This is a genomic window from Sphingomonas sp. CD22, from assembly GCF_034556155.1.
Classification (GTDB): domain Bacteria; phylum Pseudomonadota; class Alphaproteobacteria; order Sphingomonadales; family Sphingomonadaceae; genus Sphingomonas.
Genome location: NZ_JAYDYX010000001.1, coordinates 590,372 through 615,811 on the forward strand (window position 1 = coordinate 590,372; position 25,440 = coordinate 615,811).

Genomic DNA, 25,440 nt, shown 5'->3' on the forward strand with positions numbered 1-25,440 from the left:
TGTCCAACTTGTCCATGTTGCCGGTCGCGACGGGGTCGCACATCGGCAGCGGCCGGAAAGGAGTTCGTCCCAGTGACCACCGCTTTGGATTGGAGCGCGCGTGTCGGCACCGTCTGGGCGGAGGAATGGCGCAACACCGACCGGGCCTTCGCCGGCCTCGCTCCTTATCTTGACGCCGCGATCCGCGCCGCGGCGCCCGCCGGCCCGTTCGCCGCGCTCGACATCGGCTGCGGCGCCGGCGCCACCGCCGCCGCGCTCGCCGCCGCCCGACCGGACGCGCACGTCACCGGCGCCGACCTGTCGGCGGACCTGCTTGCCGTCGCCGAGGCGCGTCATCGGCACGCCAATCTCGCCTTCCGCATCGGCGACGCGCTCGACACCGCCGCCGCTCTCGCGCCGCTCGACCTGCTCGTCTCGCGCCACGGCGTCATGTTCTTCGCCGATCCCGTTGCCGCCTTCGCCCGGCTACGGGGTGCGACCCGCTCCGGGGGCCGGATCGTGTTCAGCTGCTTCGCCGCGGTTGCCGACAATCCCTGGGCGACACTGGTCACCCCCGCGGCCGAAGGCGCATCCGGTTATGTCCCCGGCCCGTTCGCGTTCGCCGATCGCGATCGATGCGCCGCTATCCTCGCCAAGGCCGGCTGGGCCGAGGCGACGCCGACGCTGGTCCGTTTCGCCTATCGCGTCGGCGAGGGCGACGATCCCGTCGAGGATGCCGTCGCCTTCCTGACCCGCATCGGCCCCGCCGCCTCGCGGTTGCGCGACGCCGCCCCGGCAGACCGCCCGGCGCTCCTCGCCCGCCTGCGCGCGGCGCTGGCGGCGCAACGAAATGGCAGCGTCGTGGATTTCCCTGCTGCGGCATGGCTATGGACCGCCCGCGCGACAGGGGAGACAATATGATCATCGTCCACCATCTCGAGAACAGCCGCTCGCAGCGGATCCTGTGGATGCTCGAGGAGCTGGGGCTCGATTATCAGATCAAGCGATATGAACGCGATCCCAAGACGATGCTCGCGCCGCCGGAGCTGAAGCGCGTCCATCCGCTCGGCAAGTCGCCGGTGATCGAGGACCTCGACGCCGACGGCGGCCGGGTGATCGCCGAGACGGGGGCGATCGTCGAATATCTCGTCGAGAAGGCGGATGGCCGGCTCGGGCCGCCGGCGCATCGCGAATCGGTGCTGCGCTACCGGTTCTGGCTCCATTATGCCGAGGGCTCGATGATGCCGCCGCTGCTGCTCAAGCTGGTACTCGGCCGCATCCCGCTGATGGGCAAGGCGGCGGTCAAGCGCATCCAGCCGATGATCGACGTCCACCTCGACTACGTCGAATCGGAGCTGGCGCAGCGTCCGTGGTTCGCCGGCGACGTGATGACCGCCGCCGACATCATGATGAGCTTCCCGATCGAGGCGGCGCGCAGCCGCGCCGGCCTCGACGCCTCGCGCCCTGCGACGATCGCGTGGCTGGAGAAGGTCCACGCGCTGCCGGCCTATCGCGCGGCGCTGGAGAAGGGCGGCCGCTACGCCTACGCATGATGCGGGCTAGTGCCGGAAGCTGGTCGCCGCAGGTGCCGCCGGCCCCTCCGCCACCGCGGGGTCGATCGTTGCGGGTTCGCGCGGATCGAACCCGCCCTCCCATTTCGCCACCACCGACGCCGCCACCGCATTGCCGATCACGTTGGTCGCGGTCCGCCCCATGTCGAGGAAATGGTCGATCGCGAGGATCAGCAACAGGCCCGCTTCGGGGATCTTGAACACCGGCAGCACCGCGGCGATCACGACGAGGCTGGCGCGCGGAACGCCGGCGATGCCCTTGGACGAGATCATCAGGAACAACAGCATCGCGATCTGCGTGCCGAGCGGCAGGGCGATGCCATAGGCCTGCGCGATGAACAGCGACGCGAAGGTCATATAGATCATCGAGCCGTCGAGATTGAACGAATAGCCGAGCGGCAGCACGAAGCTGGCGATGCGCGGCGGCACCCCGAATTTGTCGAGCGCCTCCAGCATCCGCGGATAGGCGGCTTCCGACGAGGCGGTGGTGAACGCGACGAGCAACGGCTCGCGGACGTAGCGGATCAGATCGCGGATGCGCGGCCCGATGAACAGGAAGCCGATGCCGAGCAGGATCGCCCACAGGCACAGCAAGGCGAGGTAGAAGCTGCCCATGAAGAAGGCGAGCTGGCCGATCACGCCCGGCCCGCGCTCGGTCAGCGTCGCCGCGACCGCACAGAACACCGCGAGCGGCGCGACGCGCATGACGTAATCGGTGATCCGCAACATCACCGCGACCAACCCGTCGATCGCGCGGGTCAATGGCGCGGCGCGCTCGCCGACCGCGGTGATCGCGACGCCGACGAAGATCGAGAAGACGACGATCTGGAGGATCTCGTTGGTCGCCATCGCCTCGACCATCGAGGCGGGGACGATATGCGTGATGAACGTGTCGAGGCTGAACGCGGCGGTCGCGATGCCGGCATCGGCGGTCACCGGCGGCAGCGGCAGGTTGATGCCGACCCCCGGCCGGATCAGATTGACCAGCACCAGTCCGAGCCCGAGCGACAGCAGGCTGGCCGAGACGAACCAGCCGATCGCCTTGGCCCCGACCCGGCCGAGCGCGGAGGTGTCGCCCATCTGGGTGATGCCGCTGACCAGCGTGGCGAAGACGAGCGGCGCGATGATCATCTTGATCAGCCGCAGGAAGACGGTGGTGCCGATCGCGAAATAGCCGGCGATGCCCTTCAGCCGCGCCGCCGATGCCGGCGAACCGTCGTCGAGCCAGCCGTTGATCGCCAGTCCCACCACGACGCCGAGCAACAGGCCGATCACGATAAACAAGGTCAGCCGTTTGGCCATGCACGAAAACTCCAGGATTCGCCGTTAGGGAAGGGGATTGCGGCCGCCGGGTCAAGCGCCGTATCGCTGGCGCATGGTCTTCACGCCCTCGCGTCGTTCGCTCCTCGCCGCCGCCGCGGCGGTGCCGCTCCTGTCGTCGGGGCTGCTCCGCGCCGCCGAGCCCGATTTGTCCGCGTTGCGCGATATCACGACGGGCGCAGTGCCGATCGGCCGCGACGAGCGCGCCCGCCGTCTGGCGCGGGCACAGGCGCTGATGGCGGCGAGCGGGCTCGGCGCGGTGCTGATCGAGCCGGGCTCGTCGATGCTCTATTTCACCGGCGTGCGCTGGGGGCGCAGCGAACGGCCGACGCTGGCGATCCTGCCACGCGAGGGCGAACCGCTGATCGTCACGCCCTTCTTCGAGGAGCCGTCGGTCCGCCAGACGCTGAGCGTCCCGGCCGAGGTGCGGGTCTGGCAGGAGGACGGCAACGCGCTCGCCGTCGTCGCCGGCTGGCTGAAGGAGCGCGGGCTCGACCGGCTGCCGATCGGTATCGAGGAGACGACGCGCGTCTTCATCCCCACCGACCTCGCCCGGCTCGCCCCCGACGCGCGACAGGTCAGCGCCAACCCGGTGGTGCGCGGCTGCCGGATGATCAAGACGCCCGCCGAACTCGCGCTGATGCAGACCGCGACCGAGGTGACGCTCGCCGCCTATCGCTGGCTGGCGCCGCGGGTCGAGGCGGGGATGACCGGCAGCCAGATCGGCGCGCTGATGACCGCCGCGACCACCCGGCTCGGCGGCGATCCCGAATTCGCGCTGGCGCTGATCGGCCCCGCCGCCGCGCTGCCGCACGGCAGCCGCGAGGTGCATCGCATCGCCGCGGGCGAGATCCTGCTGATGGATTGCGGCTGCACCGTGCAGGGCTATCAATCCGACATCTCGCGCACCTGGGTGCCGCAGGGCAGCGCCACCGCTGCGCAGCGCAAGGTCTGGGATCAGGCGGCGCGCGGCCAGCAGGTCGCGCTCGCCGCGGCGCGGATCGGCGTCGCCGCGGGCAGCGTCGACGATGCGGTGCGGCACTATTATAACGGGGTCGGCTATGGCCCCGACTATAAGCTGCCCGGCCTGTCGCATCGCACCGGTCACGGCATCGGCATGGACGGGCACGAACCCGTCAACCTCGTCCGTGGCGAGACGACGCGGCTGGCGGCCGGCATGTGCTTCTCGAACGAGCCCGGCATCTACCTGCCCGGCCGGTTCGGCGTCCGGCTGGAGGATTGCTTCCACATGACCGCGGAAGGTCCGCGCTGGTTCAGTACGCCGCCCAAATCGATCGATCAGCCATTCGGATGAAGGACCAGCATATGCGGCTTTCCTGTGCTTACGCCATCGCTCTGCTGTCGCTTGCAGGACCTGCGGTCGCGGCGCAGCCGCCGGGCTTGCCCAAGCGGGTCGGGACATGCGTGTTCAGCACGGTGCGCAACGTTGCCGCGCGGCTGGAGGATGGATCGGGCCGGCCGGTGCCCGAGAGCGGAACGAGCATATCGCTCGCCAACGGCCTGTACGGCGTCTCCTACAGCCGCGTTGCGGCGGCACAGAATGCGCGGCGGGGGGATCGCGTGCTCGCCTGTCTCGTCAGTATCCCACGGCATTGCCCGCCGGGCGACGATCGCGGCCGGATCTATACGACCACCAACCTGCGCACGATGGAATCATGGACGCTGCCCGATTCGCAGCACATGTGTGGTGGCGCGTAACGACGCTTGAGGGCGGGCCATCTCTCGCCTAAGTCGCTTGGCCTATGACCTCGACCAACGACATCCGCCGCGGCTTCCTCGACTATTTCGCTAGCGCGGGCCACGCCATCGTGCCTTCGGCGCCGCTGGTGCCGCAGAACGACCCGACGCTGATGTTCGTCAACGCCGGGATGGTGCCGTTCAAGAACGTCTTCACCGGCCTCGAAAGCCGGCCCTATACGACGGCGACCAGCAGCCAGAAGTCGGTGCGCGCCGGCGGCAAGCACAACGACCTCGACAATGTCGGCTATACCGCGCGGCATCACACCTTCTTCGAGATGCTCGGCAATTTCTCGTTCGGCGATTATTTCAAGGCACAGGCGATCCACCACGCCTGGACCTTGCTGACGAGCGTCTGGGGCATCCCCGCCGAGAAGCTGACCGCGACCGTCTACCACACCGACGACGAGGCGTTCGGCCTGTGGACCAAATATCTGCCCGAAGAGCGGATCATCCGCATCGCGACCAAGGACAATTTCTGGGCGATGGGCGACAGCGGTCCGTGCGGCCCCTGTTCGGAGATCTTCTACGATCACGGCGACCATATCCCCGGCGGCCCTCCCGGCAGCCCGGACGAGGATGGCGACCGCTTCGTCGAGATCTGGAACCTCGTCTTCATGCAATATGAGCAGGAGGCCAATGAGATCGTCGGCGAGCTGCCCAAGAAGTCGATCGACACCGGCATGGGGCTGGAGCGGATCGCGGCGGTGTTGCAGGGCGTCCACGACAATTACGATACCGACACGTTCAAGGCGCTGATCGCCGCCTCGACCTCGCTGACCGGCACCGATGCCGAGGGGCCGCGGCGGGCATCGCATCGCGTCATCGCCGATCATCTGCGCTCGTCGGGATTCCTCGTCGCCGACGGCGTGCTGCCCGCCAACGAAGGCCGCGGGTACGTGTTGCGCCGGATCATGCGGCGCGCGATGCGCCACGCGCATCTGCTCGGCGCCAAGGAGCCGTTGATGCACCGGCTGGTGCCGGCGCTGGTCGCCGAGATGGGCGCCGCCTATCCCGAACTGGTCCGCGCGCAGCCGCTGATCGAGGCGACGCTGCGCCAGGAAGAGACGCAGTTCCGCAAGACGCTCGACAAGGGGCTGAAGCTGCTCGACGAAGCGACCGCGGACATGGCCGAGGGCGCGACGCTCGCCGGCGAGACCGCGTTCCGCCTCTACGACACGTTCGGCTTCCCCTACGACCTCACCGAGGACGCGCTGCGCGAGCGGGGGCTGACCGTCGACCGCGCCGGCTTCGATGCGGCGATGGCCGAGCAGAAGCGCGCGGCGCGCGCGGCATGGAAGGGCTCGGGCGCCAAGGCGTCGGACGATCTGTGGTTCGACATCGCCGAGGAAACCGGCTCGACCGAGTTCATCGGCTATGGCGCCGACGTCGGCGAGGGCGAGGTGGTCGCGCTGGTCAGGGACGGCGCGCGCGTCGATCAGGCGGCGGCCGGCGACAGCGTCGCGGTGATCGTCAACCAGACGCCTTTCTATGGAGAGAGCGGCGGGCAGGTCGGCGATACCGGTACGATCGCGACCGACGGCGGCTTGCGCGCCGCGGTGACCGAAACCTCGAAGCAATTGGGCCGCGTCTTCGTCCATCATGCGAAGGTCGAGAGCGGGTCGATCAAGGTCGGCGATGCCGTTCGCCTCCAGATCGACGTCGCGCGCCGCGCGCAGATCCGCGCCAACCATTCGGCGACGCATCTGCTGCACGAGGCGCTGCGCCAGCGGCTGGGCACGCATGTCGCGCAGAAGGGCTCGCTGGTGGCGCCCGAGCGGCTGCGCTTCGACGTATCACATCCGGTGGCGATGACTGCCGAGGAGCTGGCCGACGCCGAGGTCGCGGTCAACGCGCAGATCCGCGGTAACGGCAGCGTAACGACGCGGCTGATGACCCCCGACGAGGCGATCGCCGAGGGCGCGATGGCATTGTTCGGCGAGAAATACGGCGACGAGGTCCGCGTCGTGTCGATGGGGACCGAGGATGGCGGCAAGACCTATTCGGTCGAGCTGTGCGGCGGCACCCACGTCAATGCGCTAGGCGACATAGGCCTGTTCAAGGTCGTCGGCGAAGGTGCGGTGTCGTCGGGCGTGCGGCGCGTCGAGGCGCTGACCGGCGAGGCGGCGCGCGCCTATCTCAACGGTCGCGACGAGCGGCTGCGCGAGGCGGCGAGCGCGCTCAAGACGACGCCCGACGAGGTGCCGGCGCGGGTAATCGCGCTGCTCGACGAACGGCGCCGGCTGGAGCGTGAACTCGCCGAGGCGAAGAAGGCGATCGCGATGGGCGGCGGTGGCGGCGGTGCGGCCGCCGGGCCGGAGCAGGTCGGCGGCGTCGCCTTCATCGGCCAGGTGCTCGACGGCTTCGAGGCGAAGGGGCTGCGCGGTGCGGTCGACGATGCCAAGCAGCGGCTCGGTGGTGCGGGCGTCGCGGTGATGGTCGCGGTCAACGACGGCCGCGCCTCGATCGCGGTCGGGGTGAGCGACGATCTGGTCGGTCAGGTCAATGCGGTCGATCTGCTGCGTCGCGCGGTCGCGGTGCTCGGCGGGCAGGGCGGCGGCGGCCGGCCCGACATGGCGCAGGGTGGCGGCCCCGATGGGGCGAAAGCGGCGGACGCGATCGAGGCGATCCGCGCAGCGCTGACCGAGCAGGCGGTCGCGGCCTGAAGATCGTCTTTGCGTTGATGATGCGGCGGTGAGCCTGATGGTCGACACGAGGATCGACGTTCAGGCCTGAAGCAAGTCCTCCCCCTGGCAGGGAAGGAATTTGACCGGATGTCGATCCGGTCCAGCCGTCCTACGTCGGAAAAAAAAGGGGAGGGCGAACCCTCCCCGATCCGTTACTTCGCCGCGCCGGCGGTGGCCGCGGCGAGCTGGTCGGCGGTGATGCCGGCGACGATCTTGCCGCTCGCATCGGCGCTGAAGCCGGCGATCGGCAGCTTCACGTCGCCCTTGGCGGTGGTCAGCGTGACGAATTGCGCGTCGGCCGACTTGATCGTGCCGAGCGTCGCGCCGTTGAGCCCGGTCACCGCGGTGCCCGGCGTCAGCTTCGACTTCACCGCCGCCTGCGCCTGCGCCTGCGAGCTGGCGACCGCGGCGTCGAGATCGGCCTTGGTCATCGCCATCGCGAAGCCCTTGTCGGTCTTGCCGATCGAGGCGGGGGGCACGGGCACCTGCGCGGTGCCGGTGTTGAGGATCACCGCTTGCGGGGTGATGCTGGCGACGGTGCCGAGCGCGACGCCGGCACTGTCATAGATCGTCGCGCCCACGGTGGGCGCGCTGGCGGTGGCGGAACCGGTGGTGGTCGCAGCGGCGCCGGGGGCAGGCTGGGCTTGCTGTGCCAGAGCCGCGGCGGGCACCATCATCAGGCTGCCGATCGTCAGGGCCAGGGTACGCATTGGAATTCTCCCATCTTGGTCGTTGTGACGGGGTAACGATGGTGCTCCAAATGCGGTTCCGCCCGCCTTTCTCGGCGAGCGGAGCCTGAACCGGGATCAGCCGGCGATCGGCAATCGGACCGTCCCGTCCGCAGCACGCTCCAGCGGACCATAGGCAATGACGGTTTCGAGCAGCAGCGGCTCGTAGAGATGCGGGAAAAGCTGGCCGCCGCGCGATTCCTCCCACTTCAGCGTGTCGCCGAAGCTGCCGAGATCGACCGCGACGACGTGCAGATCACCTTGTCCGGCGAAATGCTTGTCGACCGTCCCGGTGAGCTGCGCCGCGGTCGACAAATGGATGTAGCCGTCGGCCAGGTCTACGGGCGCGCCGGCGAACTGGCGGTCCCGCTCCAGCGTGGCCATCTGCTCGGCGGTCAGCACCTTGTAGGCGGTGGTGGGACGCTCGCTCATGCCGCGTCCCCGCTCTCGCCGTCGTCGCTTTCGTCGACCCTTTCGTCCATCGTCTGCGGTCCGGTGCCGTCGTCGACCACCAGATCGTCCTCGCCCGGCAGCGCGGGGGTGCCGCCCAGTTCCTCGGCGATCACCGCCTCGGCCTCGTTCTCGGGCTCTTCCTCCTCGTCGATCCGCGCAGCCGAGACGACATGCTCGTCCTTGGCGACGCTGAACAGCGTCACGCCCTGCGTGTTGCGGCCGGTGACGCGGACGTCGCCGACCGACATGCGGATCAGCTTGGCCTGATCGGTGACCAGCATCAATTGCTCGCCCGAATGCGCCGGGAAGCTCGCCACCACCGGACCGTTGCGGCCGGCGGAGACGATGTTGGTGATGCCCTGGCCACCGCGATTGGTGCGGCGATATTCGTAGGCGGACGTGCGCTTGCCATAGCCGTTCTGGGTGACGGTGAGGATGAACTCCTCCGCCTTCTCCATCGCGTCCAGCGTCTCGGCGTCGAGCGTCGTCTCGCGTTCGCCCTCCTTCCACGGTGCGGCGCGCAGATAGGCGTCGCGCGTGTCGGTATCGAACGGCACGCCGCGCAGGATCGACAGGCTGATCACCTCGTCGCCCTCGCCGAGGCTGACGCCGCGCACGCCGGTCGAGGTGCGGCTCTGGAACTCGCGCACGTCGGTGGCGGCGAAGCGGATCGCCTTGCCGTTGCGCGTGGCGAGCAGCACGTCGTCGCTTTCGGTCAGCACCGCGACGCCGATCAATTTGTCGTCGGACCCCTCGTCGAAGCGCATCGCCAATTTGCCGTTCGACGGGATGTTGGCGAAGGCGTCCATCGCATTGCGGCGCACGGTGCCGTTGGCGGTGGCGAACATGACGTGCAGGTCGCCCCAGCGCGTCTCGTCCTCGGGCAGCGGCAGGACGGTCGAGATCGTCTCGCCCGGCGCCAGCGGCAGCAGGTTGATCATCGGCCGACCGCGCGTCGCCGGCCCGCCCTCGGGCAGGCGCCAGACCTTCTTGCGATAGACCTTGCCGAGGTTGGAGAAGAACAGCACCGGCGTGTGCGTCGAGGTGACGAACAGGCTGGTGATCGCATCCTCTTCCTTGGTCGCCATGCCGGCGCGCCCCTTGCCGCCGCGCTTCTGCGCGCGAAAGGCGTCGAGCGGCGTGCGCTTGATATAGCCCTGCACCGTGACGGTGACGACCATGTCCTCGCGCTCGATCAGATCCTCGTCGTCGATGCCGTCGGCGGCGGCGGCGATCTCGGTCCGGCGCGGCGTCGCGAAGATCGAGCGGACGTCGACCAGCTCCTCGCGCATCACTTCGTAGAGCCGCTTGCGGTTGCCGAGGATCTCGAGCAGCGCGGCGATCGAATCGGCGAGGCCCTTGAGCTCGTCGCCGATCTCGTCCCGGCCCAGCGCGGTGAGGCGATGCAGACGCAGATCGAGGATCGCGCGAACCTGCACGTCGGACAGACCATAGCTTTCGCCGACCTGGATGCCCTCGACCGCCTCGACCAGGCTGAGATAGGGGGCGATCTCGGCGACCGGCCACTCACGCGCCAGCAGCGCGGCGCGCGCCTCCGCCGGGCTCGACGAGCCGCGGATGATTCGCACCACCTCGTCGAGGTTGGTGACCGCGATCACCAGCCCGAGCAGGATATGCGCCCGGTCGCGCGCCTTGTTGAGCTCGAACTTCGAGCGGCGGGTGATGACCTGTTCGCGGAACTGGACGAACGCCTGGATGATGTCCTTGAGGTTCAGCGTCTCCGGCCGGCCGCCGCGGATCGCGAGCATGTTGGCGGGGAAGGAGCCCTGCGCCGGCGTGTGCCGCCAGAGCTGGTTGAGCACCACGTCCGGCGTCGCGTCGCGCTTGAGGTCGATGACGATGCGCACGCCCTCGCGGTTCGATTCGTCGCGGATGTCGCTGACGCCCTCGATCCGTTTGTCCTTGGCCGCCTCGGCGATCTTCTCGACCAGCGCGTTCTTGCCCTGCTGGAAGGGGATGGCGGTGAGCACGATCGAACGCCGGTCGCCGCGGCTTTCCTCGACGATGTGGCGCGAGCGCACGATGATCGAGCCGCGGCCGGTCTGATAGGCCGAGCGCGCACCCGCCTTGCCGAGGATGATCGCACCGGTGGGGAAGTCGGGGCCGGGGACGATCTCGATCAGTTCGTCGATCGAGATCGTGCCGCCGGCCATCGTCGCATCGATATAGGCGATGCAGGCGTCGACCACTTCGCCCAGATTGTGCGGCGGGATGTTGGTCGCCATGCCGACCGCGATGCCGCCCGCACCGTTGACGAGCAGATTGGGGAAGCGTGCCGGCAGGACCTGCGGCTCGCGCTCGCTGGCGTCGTAATTGGGCTGGAAATCGACGGTATCCTTGTCGAGATCCTCCATCAGGTAATTGGCGGCGCGGGCGAGGCGCGCCTCGGTGTAGCGCATCGCGGCGGGCGGATCGGGATCCATCGAGCCGAAATTGCCCTGACCGTCGATCAGCGGCAGGCGCATCGCCCAATCCTGCGTCATCCGCGCCAAGGCGTCGTAGATCGAGGTGTCGCCGTGCGGGTGGTATTTACCGATCACGTCGCCGACGATGCGCGCCGACTTGCGGTACGGGCGATTGAACAGGAAGCCGTTTTCCTGCGCCGAGAACAGGATGCGACGATGGACCGGCTTCAGCCCGTCGCGCACGTCGGGCAGCGCGCGCGCCACGATGACGCTCATCGCATAGTCGAGATAGCTCGACTTCATCTCGTCGACGATGGAAATCGTCGAAATGTCGGAGGGTTCGGCGAGGGTGGTCTCGTCGGCCAAGGCTATACGCTTTCGGATTGTTACAGAAGTGTGCCGATCTTGTAGGACCACCCGGACCGAAAGTCACGCGCGCACGCACATACGCGTGCGCGCGGGATACAGGAGTGGCGGCGCTTATTTCTTGCAGGCGGCCTTGGTGGCGTTGCCGGCCTTGCTGCAATCGTAGGTGACGGTCTTGCCGGTGCTGGTCTTGGTGGTGACCATCCGGCCCTTGGCGGCGGCGGCGGTGCGGGTCGTCGTCCGGGTCGTCGCGGTGGGGCGGCCGACCGCGGGCTTGGTGGTCGTCGTCGTGCGGCTGGTCGCCACCGTCTTGGCGGTGGTCTTCGGCGTGGCGGCCTGCGTGGCGAGCGCGGCGGAACCGCAGCACAGCGAGGCGACGGCCAGCATCGCGAAGGGCAGGGACTTGGTCATGGCATCATCTCCACCGGCGGACGCGTGGATCGCGTCGTCGTGGCGGCAAGGATGCGCGTGCCGAACTAACGCGTAAATGGCTGAAACGTGACGATTCTGTCATGTTTGCGGGCTTGCTGGCGCTTATTCTGTCGCCTTCCGGCGGGGGCAGGGAACCCTCATTCCCGCCTCACCCCGTCACCCCGGACTTGTTCCGGGGTCCACTCCGCGGCGAGGAGCGAGGCCTGAGGGGACACCATCCCCTTGCGGCCCGGTGGACCCCGGAACGAGTCCGGGGTGACGAATTTCATGGTGAAGCCGATCGAGCCTCATGCATTGGAAGCGCGGCAGGCGAGGCCAGGTGTCGCAACCACCAGAAGCCTAGGGCGCGACTTCCTTGCCCTCGAAGTCGAACAGCTTGCCGCTGTCGGTCACCGTCAGGCCGTCGATCACGTCGAGCAATTGCGACGCCGCGCGATCCGGCGTGAACAGCGTTCCCGGGCGCACGTTGCCCTGAAACGGCTTCGACAGCCCGGTGTCGACCGTGCCCGGATGCAGGCCGACGATGATCGAGCGATCGTTGCGCCGCTTCTCCTCGATGCTCAGCGTCCGCACCAATTGGTTGAGCGCGGCCTTCGCCATCCGATAGCCGTACCAGCCGCCGAGCCGGTTGTCGGAGATGCTGCCGATCCGCGCCGAAAGGACGGCGAACACCGTCCGTCCCTGTTTGGGCATCAGCGGCAGCAGATGCTTGGCGACCAGCGCCGGCCCGACCGCGTTGACGCGCAGCACCTGTTCGAGCCACGCCGGATCGAATTCGCGATAGCTTTTTTCGGGGCCGTGCTCCGCATCGTGCAGCAGACCGGTGGCGAGGATGACGAGCGACGGTGCCGGCCCGTCGGCGATCCGCGCCGCCGCGGCGGCGATGCTCGCCTCGTCGGTGATGTCGATCGGCGCGGCGCCCGACCGCGACAGTGCATGGACGCGCGCATAGGCCCCTTCGTCGGCCAGCGCCTCGTGCAGTGCGGCACCGATCCCGCCGGAGGCACCGATGACGACCGCGGCGCTCAACGCGAGAACCGCCATTGGTCATCGCCGCTCGCCGCCGCGTCATAGGCATAGCCGTCGCTGTCGAAGCCGCGCATCGCGTCGATGTCGGTGATGCGATGCTCGACCATCCAGCGTGCCATCAACCCGCGCGCCTTCTTGGCGTGGAAGCTGACGAAGCGATCGCCGTCGCGGAAATCGATCGCCACTACGCGTACGTCTGCGGGCAGGTGGCCCGCGACCCCCGCCCAATATTCCTGGCTGGCGAGGTTGAGCACGACGCGTTCGCCGTCGGCGACGACGTCCTCGGCCAGCGCCTTGCCGATGCGGTCGCCCCACCAGTCGGTCAGCTTCTTGCGTCGCGGCGCCCAGCGCGTCCCCATCTCCAGCCGATACGGGCGCATCAGGTCGAGCGGGCGCAGCATGCCGTAGAGGCCCGAGAGCAGCCGCAGATGGTCCTGCGCGAAGGGAAGCGCCTCCTCCTCCAGCGTCTTGACGTCGAAGCCGGTATAGACGTCGCCGTCGAAGGCGAAGATCGCCGGCCGTTCGGGCGCGTCCGGAAAGTCGCGGAAGCGGTCGGCGTTGAGCTTGGCCAGCGCCGGCGAGATGTGCATCAGCTCCGACAGCTTCTTCTGCGTCAGGTGCGACGCGGCGGCGGCAAGCGTCTCCGCCTCCCTGGCGAAGCGCGGCCGGGTCGGCGCGACATCGGGGATGGGCGACTCATAGTCGAGCGTCTTGGCGGGGGAGAGGACGGCGATCATCGTGCCCGCCGGTAGCCGCCCCGTGGCGCCCGTTCAATCGCCGTTCAGTGCGCATGCCGCAACCGCGGCGGGCATGGCATCGCTTGAACGGCTTGCGACGGACCGTTAAAGCCCCGCAGACGTTAGCGGCAGCGATGCCTCACTATCTGGAGAGAGAGTTAGCATGAAGACCCTTTCGAAGCTCGCGCTGGTCGCGGTGCTGGCCACCGGCGTGAGCGGCCTGGCGATCGTCGCCCCCGCGGCCGCCAAGGACAAGAAGGAAGAGCAGGCGGCTCCTGGCTTCAAGCTCAGCAAGCCGGTGCAGGCGATCGCCTTCCAGGCGCAGGAAGCCGTCAAGGCACGCAATCCCGCCACCGCCGAGCCGCTGGTCGCGCAGGTGGAGGCCGCCGCCACCACCGACGACGACAAATATATCGCCGCCGCGCTCCGCTACGATCTGGAGAACACCAAGCTCGTCATCGCGCAGGAGGCCAATCCCAAGGCGCCGCTCGACGAGACCGTGCTCGCCAAGCCGCTCGATGCGCTGATCGCCGCCAAGAACACGCCTGCCGCCGATCGCGGCAAATATCTGTTCCGTCGTGGTCAGCTCGCCTACAACAGCGGGCAATATCCGGTCGCGACCCAATATTTCACCCAGGCGAAGGCGGCCGGCTACAACAGCCCCGATTTCGATCTGCAGCTCGCCAAGGTGAAGGTGCAGGCCGGTGACACCGCCGGCGGCCTCGCCGATCTCGACCGGTTCATCACCGCTCAGAAGGCGGCGGGCCAGACCGTGCCGGAGGCTTATTACCGCTTCGGCATCGCCACCGCGAACAACAAGAAGATGGCGCCGGAAACGCTCGCCTGGATGCAGAAATACGTCTCGGCCTATCCCAATGCGCGGGTGTGGCGCGACGTCATCCTGCAATATGCCTTCGCGCAGAACAGCCTCGCCGCGCCGGACAAGGCGCAGACGGTCGATCTGTATCGCCTGCTGCGTACCGCCGGCGCGATGCCGGATCAGGCGATGTACGAGGATTATGCCAAGAACGTCTACGACCGCGGCAACCCCTATGAGGCGGCGGCGGTGCTGAAGGAGGGTATGGCCTCGGGCAAGATCCCGGCGACCAGCACCTTCTCGAAGAGCCTGCTGACCGCGGCGAACACCGCGATCAAGGCGGACGGGTCGCTGGCGAGCAGCGAGAAGACCGCGATGGCATCGAAGGACGGCAAGATCGCCGCATCGACCGCCGACGCCTATCTCGGCCAGAACAACTACGCCAAGGCGATCGAATTGTATCGCGCGGCGCTCGGCAAGGGCGGCGTCGACGCCAATGAGGTGAACACCCGCCTTGGCATCGCGCTCGCCAAGTCGGGCGACAAGGCCGGCGCGCAGGCGGCGTTCGGTGCGGTCACCGGCAATCCGCGTGCGGGCATCGCCGCGCTGTGGAACACCTGGACCCAGGTCGGCGCCACGCCCGCTACGCCCGCCACGCCGGCCTGATCGACCGGCATCGACGCAAAGAGGGGGCGGTCCGGCGACGGGCCGCCCCCTTTTCGTTCGTCGTCCGCCGTCGCGGATCAGTCGATGACGACGGGGATGCCCGAGGTCGACTTGGCGGTGCGGATGGTGAGCGAGGTCTTGACGCTGGCGACGTTCGGCGCCGGCGTCAGGTGCGTCGTCAGGATTTCCTGAAAGCTCTTCAGGTCGCTGGCGACGATCTTCAGGATGAAGTCGATCTCGCCGTTGAGCATGTGGCATTCGCGGATCTCGGGAATGTCCGCGACATGCGCCTCGAACGCGGCGAGGTCGTGCTCGGCCTGGCTGCGCAGCGAGACCATCGCGAAGACGGTGATCGGAAAGCCGAGGCTGGCGGGATCGAGGTCGGCGTGATAGCCGCGGATCACGCCTGCCTCCTCCAGCGCGCGCACGCGGCGCAGGCAGGGCGGCGCGGTCAACCCGACGCGTTCGGCCAGTTCGACATTGGTCATCCGCCCATCCTGCTGCAGGTGGGCGAGAATCTGACGATCGATCCGATCGAAGGACATTGCGTATCAAACTCCAGGAACAGGCCGGATGTAAACGGCGGCTCCCCCTAAGCATAAGAAAATTGCGGCGCAACGCAATTGTCCCACTATGCGACGTGTCGCCGGCAGCCGACAAATCGGCAGTTCCTCTCGCGTGCCCCGATCGTTAAGGGATCAGCGCGCACATCGTTCAGGTGGGGCGGTCTCCAGGAGTTGGTGTGCGTTTCGACGATAGCCTGAAAACGGTGCTTTCGGCCGACATGGAGAGTGGGTTCGGCGCGCAATCGGCGTGGCGGCAGCTGACCGACCTGATGGGGCGCGGGCGTATCCCCGCGGATGCGGCGTCGCTGGACCGGCTGCGCGAGCTGCGATCGGTGGTGCCGCTGGCGATTCGCGCCGCGAGTGCGCGCGCCTTGGCCTTCGCGCGCCCGCCCGCGGCGCTGATCGGCTTCTTCGCCGAGGATGCGATTGAGGTCGCCGCGCCGTTGCTGCGCACCGCGCAACTGGCGGATTCGGACTGGCTCGCGCTGCTTCCCCGGCTCGATTTACATGGTCGCGCCCTCCTCCGCCACCGCCGCGACCTGCCGGGCGCGGTCGAACGCGGGCTCGCCAGTTTCGGTCCGGCGGATTTCGTACTGCGCTACGATGCGCCGGCTCCGGCCAACGACCTCGCCGAGCCGGTGGCGCCGGCGGATACGGTCGCGCTCTTCCCGCAGCCCCAACCACCCGCGCCGCCGCCGCCGCCGGAACCCGATGCCGAAGGTGGTTTCCAGATCGCCGATCTCGTCGCGCGGATCGACGCCTTCCAGAAGCAGCGCGATCCCAACGAGCAGATCGCCGCGGTCGCGAGCGAGCCGCCGAGCTATTTCCATTTCGATACCGACCATCTCGGCATCATCCGCGCGGTGGATGGTGTGACGCGCGGCGCGCTGATCGGTGCCTCGCTCGCGGTCGGCTTGTCGCAGGGGGAGGTCCGCGTCGACGCGGTGATCACCGGGGCATTGCGCCAGCGCCAGCGTTTCGCCGGCGCGCGGCTCGACGTCGGCGGTCATTCGGATGCGGCGGGAGCATGGCGCGTCGCCGGCACGCCGCAATTCGATGCCGAGAGCGGGCGCTTCACCGGCTATGTCGCGATCGCCCGCCGGCCGCGCGCCGACGAGGAGGCGAGTCTCTCGCCGCGCAAGATGGTGTCCGATTCACTGCGCCAATTGGTTCATGAGCTACGCACGCCGACCAATGCGATCGCGGGCTTCGCCGAGCTGATCGAGGCACAATTGCTCGGCCCGGTCGCGCCCGTCTATCGCGAACATGCGGTGACCATCCGCCAGCAGGCGGCGAGCCTGCTCGGCGCGATCGAGGATCTCGACACCGCCGCGCGGATCGAGGGCAAGGCGCTCGATCTGCGGCCCGGCCCGGTCGCGCTCGAGCCGCTGCTGGAGCGGATCGCGCAGGACCTCGCGCCATTGGCCGCGTTGCGGGGCACGGTGCTCGATATCCACCCGATGGGCGACCATGCCGCGCTGAGCGACGATCGCGCGCTGGAGCGGCTGTTGTCGCGGTTGCTGGCGGCGCTGACCGCGGCGGCGGTGGCGGGCGAGCGGATCGATATCGCCGAGGCGCCGGCGCCCGACGGGCAGGTGGCGATCTGCTTCGCCCGGCCGCTGGCGCTGTCCGCCGATGGCGAGGAAGCGTTGCTGAGCCTCGACGGCGAGGGTGCGGGGCCGACCGATGCCGAAGGCGCGCCGCTGCTCGGCACCGGCTTCGCGTTGCGGCTGGCGCGCAATCTCGCGGTCGAGCTGGGCGGCGAATTGGTGTTCGGCGAGCATCTCCTGACGCTGCGGCTGCCCGCGGCGGTGGACGAGACGGTGGCGCAGGCGACGCATTGACCGGGCGAGGCGGCGCCGCTTCGCCGTATCGGGTGCCTGCGCCGGCGCGGGAGGCGCTGATCCGCTGGCCGGCGGCGTTCGGGCGCCGCTTCGTCGTCTTCGTCGATGTCGAGGAGGAGTTCGACTGGTCGGCGCCGCTCGATCCGGCGCATCGCGCGGTCACGGCGATGCGCGCGCTGCCCGAGGCGCATGCGCGCTTTGCGGAGCGGGGGATCGGGCCGGCCTATATGGTCGATCATCCCGTGGCGAGCGATGCGGCGGCGGTGGAGATCCTGCGCGGGGTGCTGGCGGACGGACGCGCGTCGCTGGGGGCGCAGCTTCATGCCTGGGTGACCCCGCCTTATGCGACGCCGGTGGCTGGCGACAGTTATGCAGGCAATCTGCCGCCGGCGCTGGAGGCGGGCAAGCTCGACGGCCTGACCGGTCTGCTGACCGAGGCGTTCGGGCGGCCGCCGCTCGCCTATCGCGCCGGGCGCTATGGCATCGGGCCGGCGACCGCCGGGCTGCTCGCGGATCGCGGTTATCGCGTCGAGAGTTCGATGCGGGCGCGCTACGACTATCGCAGAGACCTCGGGCCGGATTTCACGGCGGTGGGCAATGACGCGTTCCGGATCGGATCGTTGGTCGAGGTGCCGCTGACCACCGTGTTCACCGGGCGGCTGCGCCGGCAGGGTGCGGCGATCTATCCCGCGCTGGCGCGCGTGCCGCGCGGGCGGGGCGCGATGGCGCGTACGGGGCTGTTGCAGCGGGTGGCGCTGACGCCCGAGGATATGCCGATCGCCGATGCCCTGGCCGCCGTCCGCGTCGCGGTGGAGGAGGAGGGGCAGCGGCTGATCAGTTTCTCCTTCCATTCGCCGAGCCTGGTGCCCGGGCATACGCCCTATGTGCGCAGCCGCGACGATCTCGCACAATTCTGGACGTGGTGGGCATTGATGTTCGATCTGCTCGACGCGCTCGGGGTGAAGCCGGCGGACATCGACGACATCGTCGCGGCGGCGGATGCCACCTGACGCCCCGACCGGCAAAGCAATCGTCGTCGCGGCAGATGTTGCCGCAAGATTAAGATCGCGACTTCAAAGTGCAACAAACCACCTTGCTGCCGGCATCTTCCGCATTGGCCCAGTCCTGACAAGCAAGCTTTGCTTTGCGTGGGATAGGCAACCGCTATTGCTGCCTCATCGGTCGTAACGCGGGCGGTTCGTCGTGCCGCACGGTGCAATTCATCGCCTATTTGATGGTAGCGCGAACTTTTCGGATTGTGTTTTCTTCGGCTCGCTGCCAAGGGGACGGCTCACTACGTAGAGGGGAGACCATCATGGTTGCCAAGTATCTGATGGCGGCTGCTGCAGCCGCCCTGGCCGTCGCTCCGGCCGCCGCTGCTCCTGCCAACCCGGCGGCGAGCCTGTCGGTTGCCAAGTCGGTTCGCACCGGTTCGGTTTCGGCCAAGAAGAACGAGCTCGCCGGTGGCGGTCTGATCATCGCGCTCGTCGCGGCGGCTGCCGTCGTTGCTGGCATCGTGATCGTCGCCGACGACGACAATAGCGACAGCAACTAAGATCGTTCGCAGACCGGCGGTGCCCTCGCGGCGCCGTTGATCGGAACGTGACGCAAGGGGAGCTTCGGCTCCCCTTGTTGATTCTGGGGCCGGCGGGTCGACGTTTAGTGAAGTCGGAGCGCTTCGATTTCGTCACGCTGGGCTTGGCCTTTCGTCTCGCTTCTTCTCGATCGGCATCGTTAGAGGACGTAGCGGGACCCCGGATCACGTCCGGGGTGACGGATCGATGGTGTCGAGGTCGCTGCGCCAGCTTGCCAAAATGCGTCGGTCCAGTGCTTGTGACAGGCTCGTCGTGTTGGACGACATGGACAAGATGGACACCTTAATGGAAACGATCAGCCCCTCATCGTTTCCATTCTTGCACCTATGGCGTGGTCGCGATGAGAAAGAGCGTGAGCGCTGTTTGCGGACGCCTACCACTGCGACGAAGATGTAGGACAGGCCCGCGGATTGTTCTTTGGCGATCAGGGGGATGACGGCAGCTGCATCCTACTGGCGGCGCAAAGTTGCGCGAATCGCTCGATAACCGTTGCAGGCAGTATGACTATTCGAGCGGTGCCGGGGCGGCGATCGCCTTCGCTGCCCCGGTTGCTTGGCGGATCAGCGCGTCGTGGCGACCGGGCCGCCGCTCGCCTGGAACAGTGCGACGGTGTCGGTCAGCCGGGCGGCACGCGCCTGGACGAGTTGCGCACGGGCCTGCGCGTCGGCAGCGGTGGCGTTGAGCAGCGCGAGCGTGCCGACGTCGCCGAGCGCGAGCTGGCGGCGGACGTAGGTCAGCGCGCGGCCCGAGGCGTCCGCGGCGCGCGTCGCCGCATCGAGCGCGCCGGCGTCGGTGGCGAGGCCGGTGAGCGCGTCGGAGACGTCGCCGAACGCCTGCAGCACCGCGTTGCGATAGGCGGCCTTGGCGCCGTCGAGCGCCGCCTCCGCCGCGCGCTGCTGGTGTCTTAGCGCGCCGGCGTGGAAGATCGGCTGGGTGATGCCGCCGATCAGCGTCCAGAACGGATTGCCGTCCTTGAACATGTCGCCGAAGCGCTGCGCCGAGCCGCCGGCATTGCCGCTGAGCGTGATCGACGGCAGGCGCGCCGCGATCGCGGTGCGGACGTCGGCCCCGGCGCCTTCGAGCTGCGCGCGCGCCGCCAGCACGTCCGGCCGCCGCGCGACGAGGTCGGAGGGCAGCACCGCGGGCAGGTCTGCGGGCAAAGTCAGCGCCGCGAGCGAGGGCAGCGCCGGCAAGGGGGCGCCGGCGGCACGGCCGAGCAATGTCGCGATGACGACGCGCTGGTGCGCCTTCTGCCGGATCAACGGCGGCAAGGCGCCCTCGGCGGTGGCGAGCGCGGTCTGCTGCGTCGCCACGTCGGCTGCACCGATCGCGCCGAGCTGCTGGCGACGGAGCAGGCTGTTGAGGATGTCGCGGTTGACCGCGACCGCGGTCTGCGCGGCCGTGACCTGATCCGCCAAGGCGGCGCGCAGGATCACCGCCTGGACGAGGTTGGCGACAACGGTGGTGCGGGCGGCGCCGAAGCGCTGGCGCTGCACCTCCGCCGTGGCGCGCGCCGAGCGCACCCGCGAGCGGGTGCCGCCGAACAGATCGGGCGCGTAGCTGACGGTCACCTGCGCGGTGTGCAACGTGTAGAGTTGCTGCGCCTGATCGGCGACCGGTGGCGAGAGTGCGTTCGACACGCGGGCGCGTTCCGCCTGATAGCCGGCATCGACCTGTGGCAATGCGGCGCCGGCGGCGGCACCGGCCAGTTCGCGGGCCTGCCGCAGCGAGGCGTCGGCGCTGGCGATGTCGTTGTTGTGCGCGAGCGCCTCGGCGACGAGCGCGTCGAGTTGCGGGCTGGCGAAGGCGGTCCACCAATCGGCGCGCGCCGGCGCTGCGGTAAAGGTCTGCGGTGTGCCCGTCGCCGGTACGATCGGCGCCGGGGTGGCGACGGGGGGCAGCGGTGCGTGCGCGTCGAGATCATGCGGTCCGCTTGCACAGGCGGCGGTGGCGCAGGCGAGCAACAGGACGAGGGCGCGGCTCATGCCAGCACCTCCGGCCCGGCGGCATCGCCGTGCGGCGGCGCGTGGCCGACGTCGCGACCGTGCGCGCCGCGATCCTCCGGCGGGACGCGCTTCGAGAAGCGGTCGATCAGCACGGGCAGCACCAGCAGGATGAGCAGCGGCGCGAGTGCCATGCCGCCGACGACGACGAGCGCGAGCGGCTTTTGCACCTGGCTGCCGATGCCGGTCGACAGCGCGGCGGGCAGCAGGCCGATCGCCGCGACGAGGCAGGTCATCACCACCGGGCGCAGGCTGTGGCGCACCGTCGTGCCGATCGCCGCGGCGCGGTCGACGCCTTCGTCCACCGCATTGTTGAAGGTGGTGACGACGAGGATGCCGTCCATCACCGCAATGCCGAACAGCGCGACGAAGCCGATCGCCGCGGAGATGCTGAACGCGGTGCCAGTCAGCGCCAGCGCGAGCACGCCGCCGACCACCGCCATCGGGATCGCCGCGAAGGCGAGCAGGCTGTCGCGGATCGAGCCGAAATTGGCGTAGAGCAGCAGCAGCATCAGCAGCAGGCTGATCGGTACGACGATCTCCAGCCGGGCGATGGCGTTGTTGAGATTGTCGAGCTCGCCCGCCCATTCAAGGTGGTAGCCGGCGGGCAGATGGACCTTTTGCGTGATCCGCGCGCGCGCCTCGTCGACCGCGCCGCCGAGATCGCGGCCGCGCACCGAGAATTTGATCGGAATGTAGCGCTCCTGATGCTCGCGGTAGATGAACGAGGCGCCCGAGGTGAGGTGGACGTCGGCGACCTCGGACAGCGGCACCTGAATCGTGGTGTTGCTGCCGTCGGATGCGGGCGCGCCGATCGTGATGCGGCGGATCGCCTCCAGCGAATCGCGCTGTTCGGGCTTCAGCCGGACGATGATCGGGAAGTGGCGGTCGGTGCCGGCCTCGTACAGGTCGGCGGACGAGCTGCCGCCCACCGCCGCGGCGACGGTCGCGTTGACGTCGTCGGGGGTGAGGCCGTAGCGCGCGGCGCGGGCACGATCGACGTCGACGCGCACCGTCGGCTGGCCGAGCGACTGGAACACGCCGAGATCCTCGATGCCGCGAACCTGGCTCATCTGGTCCTTGATCTGGTTGGCGTATTTTTCGAGCGTCGCGAGATCGGGGCCGAACAGCTTGATCGAATTGGCGCCCTTCACGCCCGATGCGGCCTCCTCGACGTTATCCTCGATGATCTGCGAGAAGGAGAAGTCGACGCCGGGATATCGGGCGGCGAGCTTCTTCGACAATTCGGCGATCAGCGTCTCCTTGGTGACGCCGTGCGGCCATTCGTCCGCGGGCTTGAGCGGCACGAAGAATTCGGCGTTGAAGAAGCCGGTCGCGTCGGTGCCGTCGTCGGGGCGGCCGTGCGCGGAGAGCACCGCGGTCGTTTCTGGATAACCGGCGATGATGCGGCGGATGCCGTTCACCGTAGGGTCGCCCGCCTCCAGGCTGATCGAGCCGGGCAGCGTGGCGCGGATGTACATATTGCCCTCTTCGAGGTGCGGCAGGAACTCGATGCCGAGCGTGCGCACGCCGATCACCGCGATCAGCAGCATCAGCGCCGCGCCGCCCAGCGCCAGCACGCGGTTGCCGAGCGCGAAGGCGGCGGCGGGTTCGTAGGCGCGGCGCAGCTTGCCGACGATCCACGTCTCGACCTCGGACAGTTTGTCGGGGAGGAGCAGGGTGGCGAGCACCGGTGCGACGGTGAAGGTCGCGAGCAGGCCGCCGGTGATCGCATAGGCATAGGTCTTGGCCATCGGGCCGAAGATATGGCCCTCGACGCCGGTCAGCGTGAACAGCGGCAGGAAGCTGGCGATGATGATCGCGGCGGCGAAGAAGATGCCGCGGCTGACCTCGCTGCTCGCGCCGAGCACGGCGGAGAAGCGGTTGGCGAGCGTATAGTGACCGCGGCCGCTTTCGACATGGGCCGAGCGTTCGACCATGTGGCGGAAGATATTCTCGACCATGATGACGCAGGCGTCGACGACGAGGCCGAAGTCGAGCGCGCCGACCGAAAGCAGATTGGCGCTCTCCCCCTGCAGCACGAGGATCAGGATCGCGAAGGCGAGCGCGAAGGGGATGGTGGCGGCGACGATGATCGCGCTGCGCAGATTGCCGAGGAACAGCCATTGCAACGCGAAGATCAGCAGGATGCCGACGACCATATTCTCGAGCACGGTGTGGATGGTGAGGTGGATGAGGTCCGACCGGTCGTAGATGCGGTCGAGATGGACGCCGGGCGGCAGCACGCCCGAATCGTTGATGTTGGCGACCTCCTTCTGCACCGCCTGGATCGTCGGCATCGACTGGGCGCCGCGCTGCATCAGCACGATGCCCTGCACGATATCGTCCTGGTCGTTGTAGCCGGCGATGCCGAGCCGCGGGCTGTTGCCGATCGTCACCCGGGCGACGTCCTTGATCTGCACCGGCTGGCCGCCGGCGGTGCCGACGAGCACGTTCTCGATTGCCGAGGGGGTCTGGATCAGGCCGACGCCGCGGACGATCGCCGCCTGGCTGCCGAAGTTGATCGTCTGGCCGCCGACGTTGCCGTCGCTCTTTGCGATCGCGGCGAGCACCTGGCTGACGGTGACGTTGTGCGCGGCGAGCCGGTCGTTGTCGATCACCACGTCATAGGCGCGCAGCTTGCCGCCCCAGCCGGTGACGTCGATCACACCGGGGATGCGCTTGAACCGGCGTTGCAGCACCCAATCCTGCAACGTCTTGAGGTCCATCACCGAATAGCCCTTGGGCGCGCTGATCTTGTAGCGGTAGATCTCGCCGACGGGGCTCGTCGGCGATAGCGTCGGCTGCGCGCCGCCGGTGAGCGGCGGGAGCTGCGACAGGCGGTTGATCACCTGCTGCTTGGCCTGGTCGTTGGTCAGGTCGTAGCTGAACTGGATCTTGATGTCGGACAGGCCGAACAGGCTGATCGCGCGGATCGCGGTGAGGTGCGGGATGCCCGCCATGCCGACCTCGATCGGGATGGTGACGTTGCGCTCCATCTCCTCGGCGGACAGGCCCTGCGTCTGGGTGATCACCTCGACCATCGGTGGGACCGGATCGGGATAGGCCTCGATATTGAGGTTGACGAAGCCGATCACGCCGGCGGCGAGCATCGCGACGAAGACGCCGACGATGAGCAGCCGCTGGCGCAGGGCAAAAGCGACGATGCGGTTCATTCGCCGATCCCCGCCTCGTTGACGAACAGCGCGCCGGCGGTGACGATGCGCTCGCCGGGATTGAGCCCCTTGGCGATGACGACCCGGCCGTCCTGCGCGTCGCCGGCGACGACGTCGCGCGCGACGAGCAGGCCGTCGGGGCGGACCACCCAGACGCGCGCCTGATCGCCCTCGTGGATCACCGCGGCGGCGGGGACGCGGATCGCGTCGCCGGCCTGCGCACGGTGGATCTGGAAGCTGGCGAACATCTGCGGCTTGAGCGCGCCGTCGGGGTTGGGGATCGCGGCGCGCACCGGCAGGCGGTGGGTTTGCGGATCGAGCGCGGCGCCGACGAGGTCGATGCGTGCCTGGAAGCGGCGGCCAGGCAGGGCGGGGGTGGTCACCGTCGCCGAATCGCCGACGTGGATCGCCTCGGCATCGCTCTCGGCGACCTGCGCGACGAGCCAGACGCGCGAGGGATCGGTGATCGTCATCACCGGCTTGTCGCCGCCCTGGCTGACGTACTGGCCGGCGGAGACGTCGCGCGAGGCGATCAGGCCGCTGATCGGCGCGTGCAGCGTGGTGACGTCGTGGATGCCGGAGACTTCGCCGACCCCTTCGAGCTGGCGGATCTCCGCCGGGGACTTGCCGAGCACGGCGAGCTTGTCGCGCGCGGCGCCGAGCGCGGCGGCGGCGGTGCGTGCGGTCGCCTGTGCCGCGGCGAGATCGGTCTGCGCCTGCTGATAGTCCTTCTGCGCGCCGCCCGCGGTCTCGTAGATCAGCCGCTGGCGTTCGGCGGTGCGCTGTGCGGTGGCGAGCTGCGCCTGCGCGTTCTGATAGGCGGCGCGCGCCGCGAACAGCGCGTTGCGGCCGTCGACGAAGTCGCTGGTGCGGACGAGCAGCAAGGGCTGCCCCTGCGTGACGCGCTGGCCGGCGTCGACCAGCACGCGGACGATCTGCCCAGTATAGGGCATCAGCACCGGCGTGCTGTGGTCGCCGTCTACCGTGATCGCGCCGCTGGCCAGCGTGCGCGCGTCCGACGCGCCCATGCCGACCCGCATCGTGGTGAGCGTCGCCATCTGGTCCTTGCTCGGGCGAAAGGTGCCCGGCGGCGGGGGCGGCGGCGCGGTCTCCTCATGATGGGTGAGCTTGCCGACGAGCAGGACGAGCAGCACCACGCCCGCCAGCACGACCGCGACGATACCCAGCCAGCGCCATTGCGCCGATCGGGACAGCGTGGTGGCGGGGGCGAGGGGTTCGGGGTGTTCGGTGGCGTGCATCGGGGACCTGCGCATGCGATGAAGCCTG

At 68.8% G+C, this 25,440-nt stretch carries 20 protein-coding genes; 9 read left to right on the plus strand and 11 right to left on the minus strand.

All coding sequences use genetic code 11. The features are described from left to right. Nucleotides 1-72: 72 nt before the first annotated feature. The gene (locus SFC76_RS02655; protein ID WP_322847929.1) at nucleotides 73-900 is read left to right on the plus strand and encodes a class I SAM-dependent methyltransferase; all 828 of its coding nucleotides are present in this window, start codon (nucleotides 73-75) and stop codon (nucleotides 898-900) included. Then, complete coding sequence (locus tag SFC76_RS02660) at nucleotides 897-1,532, plus strand: glutathione S-transferase family protein (RefSeq protein ID WP_322847930.1); 636 nt, start codon at nucleotides 897-899, stop codon at nucleotides 1,530-1,532. Before SFC76_RS02655 ends, SFC76_RS02660 begins: the two co-directional genes overlap by 4 nt. A gap of 6 nt (nucleotides 1,533-1,538) precedes the next feature. On the opposite strand, the gene SFC76_RS02665 is transcribed toward SFC76_RS02660, so the two are convergent. Continuing rightward, the gene (locus SFC76_RS02665) at nucleotides 1,539-2,852 is read right to left on the minus strand and encodes a dicarboxylate/amino acid:cation symporter (RefSeq protein ID WP_322847931.1); all 1,314 of its coding nucleotides are present in this window, start codon (nucleotides 2,850-2,852) and stop codon (nucleotides 1,539-1,541) included. Between the two features lie 73 nt (nucleotides 2,853-2,925). Between SFC76_RS02665 and SFC76_RS02670 the strand changes: the two genes are divergently transcribed. Genes SFC76_RS02670 through alaS form a run of 3 tightly spaced genes read left to right on the plus strand, consistent with a single transcriptional unit; the run spans nucleotide 2,926 to nucleotide 7,294 of the window. Further along, nucleotides 2,926-4,185, plus strand: coding sequence for a Xaa-Pro peptidase family protein (locus tag SFC76_RS02670; RefSeq protein WP_322847932.1), 1,260 nt, complete (start codon nucleotides 2,926-2,928; stop codon nucleotides 4,183-4,185). A gap of 11 nt (nucleotides 4,186-4,196) precedes the next feature. Beyond that, the gene (locus SFC76_RS02675; protein WP_322847933.1) at nucleotides 4,197-4,589 is read left to right on the plus strand and encodes a hypothetical protein; all 393 of its coding nucleotides are present in this window, start codon (nucleotides 4,197-4,199) and stop codon (nucleotides 4,587-4,589) included. Nucleotides 4,590-4,633: 44 nt separating this feature from the next. Next, the gene (gene alaS / locus SFC76_RS02680) at nucleotides 4,634-7,294 is read left to right on the plus strand and encodes an alanine--tRNA ligase (protein ID WP_322847934.1); all 2,661 of its coding nucleotides are present in this window, start codon (nucleotides 4,634-4,636) and stop codon (nucleotides 7,292-7,294) included. 173 nt (nucleotides 7,295-7,467) lie between these two features. On the opposite strand, the gene SFC76_RS02685 is transcribed toward alaS, so the two are convergent. The 6 genes from SFC76_RS02685 to yaaA form a co-directional block, all read right to left on the minus strand. Next, entirely contained in the window at nucleotides 7,468-8,025 is a 558-nt protein-coding gene (locus tag SFC76_RS02685) for a hypothetical protein (protein ID WP_322847935.1), read from the minus strand. A 96-nt stretch (nucleotides 8,026-8,121) separates the two neighbouring features. Beyond that, complete coding sequence (locus tag SFC76_RS02690; RefSeq protein WP_322847936.1) at nucleotides 8,122-8,475, minus strand: DUF952 domain-containing protein; 354 nt, start codon at nucleotides 8,473-8,475, stop codon at nucleotides 8,122-8,124. Beyond that, nucleotides 8,472-11,288 carry a DNA gyrase subunit A gene (gene gyrA, locus SFC76_RS02695; RefSeq protein ID WP_322847937.1) on the minus strand — a complete coding sequence of 939 codons (2,817 nt, stop codon included), beginning with the start codon at nucleotides 11,286-11,288 and terminating at the stop codon, nucleotides 8,472-8,474. Before gyrA ends, SFC76_RS02690 begins: the two co-directional genes overlap by 4 nt. A 114-nt stretch (nucleotides 11,289-11,402) precedes the next feature. Then, entirely contained in the window at nucleotides 11,403-11,699 is a 297-nt protein-coding gene (locus SFC76_RS02700; RefSeq protein WP_322847938.1) for a hypothetical protein, read from the minus strand. Between the two features lie 360 nt (nucleotides 11,700-12,059). Beyond that, the gene (locus SFC76_RS02705; protein WP_322847939.1) at nucleotides 12,060-12,764 is read right to left on the minus strand and encodes an SDR family NAD(P)-dependent oxidoreductase; all 705 of its coding nucleotides are present in this window, start codon (nucleotides 12,762-12,764) and stop codon (nucleotides 12,060-12,062) included. Continuing rightward, nucleotides 12,746-13,486, minus strand: a complete 741-nt coding sequence (gene yaaA, locus SFC76_RS02710; protein WP_322847940.1) for a peroxide stress protein YaaA — start codon at nucleotides 13,484-13,486, stop codon at nucleotides 12,746-12,748. The genes SFC76_RS02705 and yaaA overlap by 19 nt, the downstream gene beginning before the upstream one ends. Nucleotides 13,487-13,649: 163 nt before the next feature. Between yaaA and SFC76_RS02715 the strand changes: the two genes are divergently transcribed. Next, the gene (locus SFC76_RS02715) at nucleotides 13,650-14,969 is read left to right on the plus strand and encodes a hypothetical protein (RefSeq protein ID WP_322847941.1); all 1,320 of its coding nucleotides are present in this window, start codon (nucleotides 13,650-13,652) and stop codon (nucleotides 14,967-14,969) included. Between the two features lie 77 nt (nucleotides 14,970-15,046). Here the strand turns inward: SFC76_RS02715 and SFC76_RS02720 are convergent, their stop codons facing one another. Then, on the minus strand, nucleotides 15,047-15,514 hold the full coding sequence (locus SFC76_RS02720) for an Lrp/AsnC family transcriptional regulator (protein WP_038658436.1): 468 nt from the start codon (nucleotides 15,512-15,514) through the stop codon (nucleotides 15,047-15,049). A 197-nt stretch (nucleotides 15,515-15,711) separates the two neighbouring features. Here SFC76_RS02720 and SFC76_RS02725 point away from each other — a divergent pair, with 197 nt between their 5' ends. From SFC76_RS02725 to SFC76_RS02735, 3 genes are all read left to right on the plus strand, one after another. After that, nucleotides 15,712-17,379: a HAMP domain-containing sensor histidine kinase gene (locus SFC76_RS02725; protein ID WP_322847942.1), complete on the plus strand. Its 1,668-nt coding sequence runs from the start codon at nucleotides 15,712-15,714 to the stop codon at nucleotides 17,377-17,379. Next, a complete protein-coding gene (locus SFC76_RS02730; RefSeq protein ID WP_322847943.1) occupies nucleotides 17,376-18,389 on the plus strand; it encodes a polysaccharide deacetylase family protein in 1,014 nt (337 codons plus the stop codon). The genes SFC76_RS02725 and SFC76_RS02730 overlap by 4 nt, the downstream gene beginning before the upstream one ends. Nucleotides 18,390-18,694: 305 nt before the next feature. Further along, on the plus strand, nucleotides 18,695-18,934 hold the full coding sequence (locus SFC76_RS02735) for a hypothetical protein (RefSeq protein WP_171009465.1): 240 nt from the start codon (nucleotides 18,695-18,697) through the stop codon (nucleotides 18,932-18,934). 600 nt (nucleotides 18,935-19,534) lie between these two features. Here SFC76_RS02735 and SFC76_RS02740 read toward each other — a convergent pair. From SFC76_RS02740 to SFC76_RS02750, 3 genes are read right to left on the minus strand one after another with little or no spacing between them, the layout of a single operon-like run. After that, entirely contained in the window at nucleotides 19,535-20,959 is a 1,425-nt protein-coding gene (locus SFC76_RS02740; protein WP_322847944.1) for an efflux transporter outer membrane subunit, read from the minus strand. Then, the gene (locus SFC76_RS02745) at nucleotides 20,956-24,153 is read right to left on the minus strand and encodes a CusA/CzcA family heavy metal efflux RND transporter (protein ID WP_322847945.1); all 3,198 of its coding nucleotides are present in this window, start codon (nucleotides 24,151-24,153) and stop codon (nucleotides 20,956-20,958) included. The genes SFC76_RS02740 and SFC76_RS02745 overlap by 4 nt, the downstream gene beginning before the upstream one ends. Next, nucleotides 24,150-25,412, minus strand: a complete 1,263-nt coding sequence (locus SFC76_RS02750; RefSeq protein ID WP_322848062.1) for an efflux RND transporter periplasmic adaptor subunit — start codon at nucleotides 25,410-25,412, stop codon at nucleotides 24,150-24,152. Before SFC76_RS02750 ends, SFC76_RS02745 begins: the two co-directional genes overlap by 4 nt. Nucleotides 25,413-25,440 lie beyond the last annotated feature (28 nt).